The following is a 6,491-nucleotide window of genomic DNA, read 5'->3' as shown; positions in this document are numbered from 1 at the left end:
AGCCTCAAGCCTGAAGGTATTTGATCGTTCCCACGCTCCGCGTGGTAATGCAGCCCGGGACGCTCCGCGTCCCATCCAGAGCCGAACGCGGAGCGTTCGTTGAGGCATTCCCACGCAGAGCGTGGGAACGATCAGTCAGCGAGCCAACTCATTCATCCGCTGGAGCACCGCATTCAGGCCATTGCTGCGCGAAGGCGATAGCTGGCGGGACAGGCCGAGCTGATTAAACCAATCCGGCAAATCGATTTGCTTTATATCAGCCGCCGACAAGCCGTTGACCCGCAACAGCAACAACGCCACCAACCCGCGAATCATCCGCGCATCGCTGCTTGCCTTGAACTGCCAGTGTCCGTCGCGCAAATCCCCGACCAGCCACACCTGACTCTCACAGCCATGCACCCGGTTGGCCTCGCACTTTTGCGCGTCATCCAGCGCCGGCAGACGATCACCAAACTGCATCAGCAACCGCGCCCGCTGTTCCCAGCCAGCCGCGTTCTGAAAGATCTGCAGCGCCTCAGCCGCTTCAACCGGCAGGCTCATCGCAACATCTCCAGCGCCTGATCCAGCGCCTCGAAAAAGCGCTCCAGATCTTCCGAGTCGTTATACAGCGCCAGCGACACGCGAATCGCGCCGGCCAGTTCGAAGCTTTTCATCAGCGGCATGGCGCAGTGATGCCCCGCACGCACGGCGATGCCTTGTTCGGTAAGCAGATGCGCCAGATCGGCGTTGTGCACGCCTTCGACGACAAAACTGGCCAGCGCCAGTTGCGGCTTGCCGAGCAGGCGAATGCCATTGCGTGCGGCGAGGCCGTGCAGCAGATAGTCGTGCAGTGCCGCTTCGTGGGCAGACACGGCTTGCTGATCCAGTCCAGCCAGATAATCCAGCGTGGCGCCGAGGCCGATGACACTGGCGATCGGCGGTGTGCCCGCCTCGAACCCCAACGGCGCCGGGCGGAAGCGCGAATCCTGATAGTTGGCGTCGAGCACCATCTCGCCGCCGAACTGCCATGGCTCCAATTGCTCCAGCGCAGCGTTGCGCCCGAACAGCACGCCGAGGCCATCGGGGCCGTAGAGTTTGTGGCTGGAAAACACATAGAAGTCGCAACCCAGCGCCTGTACATCATGCCGGCCGTGCACCACACCTTGCGCGCCATCGACTACCGTGAGCGCGTTCTGCGCCTTGGCCATGCCCAGCAATGCGATCAGTGGCTGCCAGGCGCCGAGCACATTGGACAACTGGCTGACCGCCAACAACCGCGTGCGCGGGCCGATCAGATGCACGGCAGCGCCGAGGTCGATCAGGCCGTCGGCATCCAGCGGCAGGATCACCAGTTTCAGGTTGCGGCGTTGCGCCAGTTGCTGCCACGGCAGCAGGTTGGCGTGATGCTCCAGAGCGCTGATGACAATCTCATCGCCCGGCTGAAACAGAGGCTCCAGACCATAAGCCAGCAGATTCAGCGCGCTGGTGGCGCCGTGGGTGAAGATTATTTGCCCGCTGTCACCGGCATTCAGCCATTGGCCAACCTTGCGCCGACTGTCTTCGAACGCTTGCGTCGCGTGGGCACCGGGCAGGTGTTGCGCACGATGCACATTGGCCGCGCCGTTGGCGTAGTAATGCGTCAGTGCGTCGAGCAGGGCTTGTGGTTTTTGCGTGGTGGCGGCGCTGTCCAGATAGGTCTGGTCTTGCCGTTGCAGGGCGGCGATAGCCGGGAAATCGGCACGCCAGGGGGAGGGGATCATCATGAGTTCAGCCCTGTGAAATTGGGCGGGGTGTACGCCAAACCTTGTGGGCTCGAGCCTTCACGCGAAAGCGTCCTTGAGGACGCCAGAAGCTTCGCGAGCAGACTCGCTCCCTCAGGCCTACAGCGCTTAGTTGTGAGCGTGCAGCGCTTCGTTCAGTTCGATCGCCGATTTGTGGGTCTTGCATTCCACAGCACCGGTTTCCGAATTGCGACGGAACAGCAGATCAGTCTGACCAGCCAGCTCACGCGCCTTCACAACCTTGACCAGATTGTTGTGCTCGTCCAGCAGCGCAACCTTGGTACCGGCGGTCACGTACAGGCCCGACTCCACAGTGTTGCGGTCGCCCAGCGGAATACCGATACCGGCGTTGGCGCCGATCAGGCAGCCTTCGCCGACCTTGATCACGATGTTGCCGCCGCCCGACAGGGTGCCCATGGTCGAGCAACCGCCGCCCAGGTCCGAACCCTTGCCGACGAAGACGCCAGCGGAAACGCGGCCTTCGATCATGCCCGGTCCTTCGGTGCCGGCGTTGAAGTTGATGAAACCTTCGTGCATGACGGTGGTGCCTTCACCGACATAGGCGCCCAGACGCAGACGTGCAGCATCAGCGATACGCACGCCGGCCGGTACCACGTAGTCGGTCATTTTCGGGAACTTGTCCACCGAGAACACTTCCAGCAGCTCGCCGCGCAGGCGTGCTTCGAGTTGCATTTCCGCCAGTTCGCTCAGGTCGATCGCGCCCTGGCTGGTCCACGCCACGTTTGGCAGCAGCGGGAAGATACCGGCCAGGCTCACGCCGTGCGGCTTGACCAGACGGTGCGAGAGCAGATGCAGCTTGAGGTAGGCCTCAGGCGTGGAGGTCAGTTGCGCATCTTCGGCCAGCAGCGTGGCGACCAGCGGCTTGTGGCTTTCGGCCAGGCGGGTCAGCAGCTTGCCTTGCACGGCGTCGATGCCTTTCACGGCTTCAGCCAGTTGCGCAGCCTGGGCGGTGGTGAAGGTGATGGCCTGGTTGCCTTCGGCGTAACCGAGGATCGGCGCAACAGCCGCGACCAGTTCGGCCGAAGGGTTGAGCAGTGGCTGGGCGTAGAACACTTCCAGCCATGCGCCTTGACGGTTCTGGGTGCCGACACCAAAGGCGATGCTGAACAGGGAATTGGACATGTGAATACCTCTACAAAGAGTGACGGGCTGCTTACTTCAGAGCGGCCGCGTAGATATCTGGCTTGAAGCCAATCAGGGTTCGGTCACCGAGATCGAGCACCGGGCGCTTGATCATCGAGGGTTGTGCGAGCATCAGTTCGATAGCTTTCGCCTGGTCGAGATCGGCTTTGCGTTCGTCGTCGAGTTTGCGAAAGGTCGTGCCGGCGCGGTTCAGCACTGTTTGCCAGCCGTGCTCGTCGCACCATTGGGTCAGGTGCTCACGGTCAATGCCGGCGGTCTTGTAATCGTGAAAGTCATAGCTGACAGCGTGTTCATCGAGCCAGGTGCGCGCCTTTTTCATGGTGTCGCAGGCTTTGATGCCGAAAAGGTGCAACGTTTTACTTGAAACGGCCAAGGAATCGCCCCCTTTACAGGTGCTGGAAAAAAATGGTGACGGATTATGCCATGACCGGACGGTTTCGCGGCGCCTCAGGTCGATTTGGCAATGCAAAACCCTGTGGGAGCGAGCCTGCTCGCGAAGAGGCCATGTCAGTCATTATCTCAGTGCGCTGAACGACCGCTTTCGCGAGCAGGCTCGCTCCCACGACGGTGTCGCTTGCGGCCGTGCGACGTATGTGCAACGGTCAGCCACAGCCTAAGGCGCTAATATGGCAGTTCAACGCTGTCGATCGCCTGAGATTCTGGTTTTATGCAAACTGCTTACACCGTCCTGATCCTGCTGATGCTGGTCAGCGTCTCCCGACTGGTCGGGCGGGTCATCCCGCTGCCGTTGCCGCTGGTGCAAATTGCTGCCGGTGCCTTGCTCGCCTGGCCGACGCTTGGCCTGCACGTCGCCCTCGATCCCGAATTGTTCCTGTTTCTGTTCCTGCCGCCGCTGCTGTTTTCCGATGGCTGGCGCATGCCTAAACGCGCCTTCTGGCAATTGCGCGGACCGATCCTGACCCTGGCCGTCGGCCTTGTTCTGTTTACCGTGGTCGGCGCCGGTTATTTCATTCATTGGCTATTGCCAACGATTCCGCTGCCAGTGGCCTTCGCCCTTGCCGCGGTTTTGTCACCGACGGACGCCGTGGCGGTGTCAGCGATTTCGCAGAACCGTCTCCCGACGCCGCTGATGCACATCCTTCAGGGCGAGGCGCTGATGAATGACGCCTCAGGCCTGGTGACCTTCAAGTTCGCCCTCGCTGCAGCGGTCACGGGGGTGTTTTCGTTGACCAATGCCAGTCTGACCTTCGTCGCGGTGGCGCTCGGTGGCCTGGCTGTGGGTGTAGCGTTGAGCTGGCTGGTCGGGCGCCTGCGCGCGTGGATGATCGCCCGGGGCTGGGACGATCCGGCCACGCATGTGGTGTTCATGTTGCTGCTGCCGTTCGCCGCTTATGTACTGGCCGAACGTTTGGGCGCCTCGGGCATTCTTTCCGCTGTGGCAGCGGGGATGATGCAGAGCTGGCTTGATCTGTTGCCACGCCAGACCAGCACGCGATTGCTTAATCGCAGCGTTTGGGCGCTGCTCGAATTTGCGTTCAATGGCTTGATCTTCCTGCTGCTTGGCCTGCAATTGCCAGACATCATCAAGGCGGTGGTCAGCCATGAGCCGACGCTGTGGCCGACGCTGTTCTATCGCTGCCTCGATGTGTTGGCGATCTTCGTCGCGCTGGTGCTGCTGCGGTTCATCTGGGTGCAGAGCATCTGGCGCTTGTCGGTGTTGCTGCGCCGACTGCGCGGCAAGGGCGAGCTGACGCAAGTGCCGACGGCGCGTTCATGCTGGTTGCTGACGGTGGGCGGTGTGCGCGGGGCGGTGACGCTGGCGGGCGTGATGTCGGTGCCGATGCTGATCGGGGCCGAGGCTTTTCCTGAACGCGACTTGCTGATTTTCATTGCTGCCGGGGTGATTCTACTGTCGCTGGTCTCGGCCTGTATCGCGCTGCCCTTGCTGCTGCGCGGCATCGACAAAAGTCCCGACGACAAGCGTCGTCAGGAAGTGCGCGACGCCTGGCGCAAGACAGCCGAAGCGGCGATTCACTCGCTGGAAAGCGAAGAAGTGGTCCCACAGGATGCCGCTCAAGCGGCGCTGGCAGCAGAGCTCAAGGCGCGGATCATGTCCGAATATCGCCATCAACTTGATGTGTTCAATGATTCCGCCGAGGCTCAGGCGCTGGCATTCCAGATGGATCTGCTTGAACGGCGTTTGCGCTTGAAAGCACTGCGCGCCCAGCGTCTGGAACTCTACAGCCTCAGTCGTCAGCACCAGATCGGTGATGATGTGTTGAGAGAAGTGCTCGGGGAACTGGATTTGAGCGAGGCCAATCTGGGCCAGGTCAAATAACCGCTTGAGCGCTTGCAGCAGGGGACTGCCGCAAGCGCTCCGTGATCACTTCTGGCGGGTGATGAAGTCACGAATCCGTTCGGCGGCTTCGACGCATTCCGCCAGCGGCGCAACCAGCGCCATGCGCACACGGCCGGCGCCAGGATTGACGCCATCGACATCGCGAGACAGGTACGAGCCCGGCACCACGGTCACATGCTCCTGCTCGAAAAGATCGCGGCAGAACGCCGCATCATCGCCCTGCACATTCGGCCACAGATAGAAGCTGCCGTCCGGGCGCTGTACGTCCATGACCGGGCTGAGGATGTTCAGCACCGCATCGAACTTCTCGCGATACAGCGCACGGTTGGCGCGCACATGCACTTCGTCATTCCACGCGGCAACGCTGGCCAGTTGAGTCTGTACCGGCATCGCGCAGCCGTGGTAAGTGCGATAGAGCAGGAAGCCCTTGAGGATGTCGGCATCGCCGGCAACGAAGCCTGAACGCAGGCCAGGCAGGTTGGAGCGCTTGGACAGACTGTGGAAGACCACGCAGCGCTTGAAGTCATTGCGGCCCAGTTCGACGCAGGCGCTGAGCAGGCCCGGCGGCGGAGTCTGTTCGTCGAAGTACAGTTCGCTGTAGCACTCGTCGGCGGCAATCACGAAGTCGTACTGATCAGCCAGGGCGATCAGCTTCTTCAGGGTCTCAACCGGAATCAGCGCGCCGGTCGGGTTGCCCGGCGAGCACAGGAACAGAATCTGGCAGTGCTGCCAGATGTCTGGCGCTACTGCGTCGAAGTCCGGGTTGAAGCCGTTTTCATCCAGGCACGGCAGGTAATGCGGCTTGGCCCCGGCGAGGAACGCCGCACCTTCGTAGATCTGATAGAACGGGTTGGGGCTGACCACCAGCGCATCGTCGCCACGGTTGACCACGGTCTGGGTAAAGGCGAACAGCGCTTCACGGGTGCCGTTGACCGGCAGCACATTGCGCGCCGGATCGATCCAGCCGTTCGGCACACCGAAGCGCCGCTCGCACCAGCCGGCGATGGCTTCGCGCAGGGCCGGGATGCCGAGGGTGGTCGGGTACACCGCCATCTGATCCAGACTGTTCGCCAGCGCTTCGGCGACAAAGCTCGGCGAACGGTGTTTCGGCTCGCCGATCGACAGGGCGATCGGGCGTTTGTCCGGGTTCGGCGTAACGCTGCCGAGCAGGGCGCGGAGCTTTTCGAACGGGTACGGCTGGAGCTGGTTCAAAGCGTTGTTCATGGGGGCCTCTTTTAAATGCTCAA

6 protein-coding genes are annotated in these 6,491 nt (G+C 61.9%); 1 reads left to right on the top strand and 5 read right to left on the bottom strand.

From position 1 onward, the window contains the following. Nucleotides 1-135 precede the first annotated feature (135 nt). The 4 genes from OQK_RS05515 to OQK_RS05500 all read right to left on the bottom strand — a co-directional run bounded on the left by OQK_RS05515 (nt 136) and on the right by OQK_RS05500 (nt 3,297). Entirely contained in the window at nt 136-540 is a 405-nt protein-coding gene (locus OQK_RS05515) for a SufE family protein (RefSeq protein ID WP_016771483.1), read from the bottom strand. Beyond that, entirely contained in the window at nt 537-1,742 is a 1,206-nt protein-coding gene (locus OQK_RS05510; protein WP_024011767.1) for an aminotransferase class V-fold PLP-dependent enzyme, read from the bottom strand. The genes OQK_RS05515 and OQK_RS05510 overlap by 4 nt, the downstream gene beginning before the upstream one ends. 126 nt (nt 1,743-1,868) lie before the next feature. Beyond that, a complete protein-coding gene (dapD, locus tag OQK_RS05505) occupies nt 1,869-2,903 on the bottom strand; it encodes a 2,3,4,5-tetrahydropyridine-2,6-dicarboxylate N-succinyltransferase (RefSeq protein WP_016771482.1) in 1,035 nt (344 codons plus the stop codon). A 31-nt stretch (nt 2,904-2,934) separates the two neighbouring features. Beyond that, on the bottom strand, nt 2,935-3,297 hold the full coding sequence (locus OQK_RS05500; protein ID WP_038860603.1) for an ArsC family reductase: 363 nt from the start codon (nt 3,295-3,297) through the stop codon (nt 2,935-2,937). A 294-nt stretch (nt 3,298-3,591) separates the two neighbouring features. Here OQK_RS05500 and OQK_RS05495 point away from each other — a divergent pair, with 294 nt between their 5' ends. Then, the gene (locus OQK_RS05495) at nt 3,592-5,223 is read left to right on the top strand and encodes a Na+/H+ antiporter (protein WP_016771480.1); all 1,632 of its coding nucleotides are present in this window, start codon (nt 3,592-3,594) and stop codon (nt 5,221-5,223) included. A gap of 45 nt (nt 5,224-5,268) precedes the next feature. Here OQK_RS05495 and dapC read toward each other — a convergent pair whose 3' ends face one another. Beyond that, nucleotides 5,269-6,468, bottom strand: a complete 1,200-nt coding sequence (gene dapC, locus OQK_RS05490) for a succinyldiaminopimelate transaminase (protein ID WP_016771479.1) — start codon at nt 6,466-6,468, stop codon at nt 5,269-5,271. Between the last annotated feature and the right edge of the window lie 23 nt (nt 6,469-6,491).

The organism is Pseudomonas sp. R62 (assembly GCF_000257605.1).
Classification (GTDB): Bacteria; Pseudomonadota; Gammaproteobacteria; order Pseudomonadales; family Pseudomonadaceae; genus Aquipseudomonas; species Aquipseudomonas atacamensis.
Note: the sequence above shows the minus strand (reverse complement) of the source record. Positions and strands in the feature narration are given on the sequence as shown.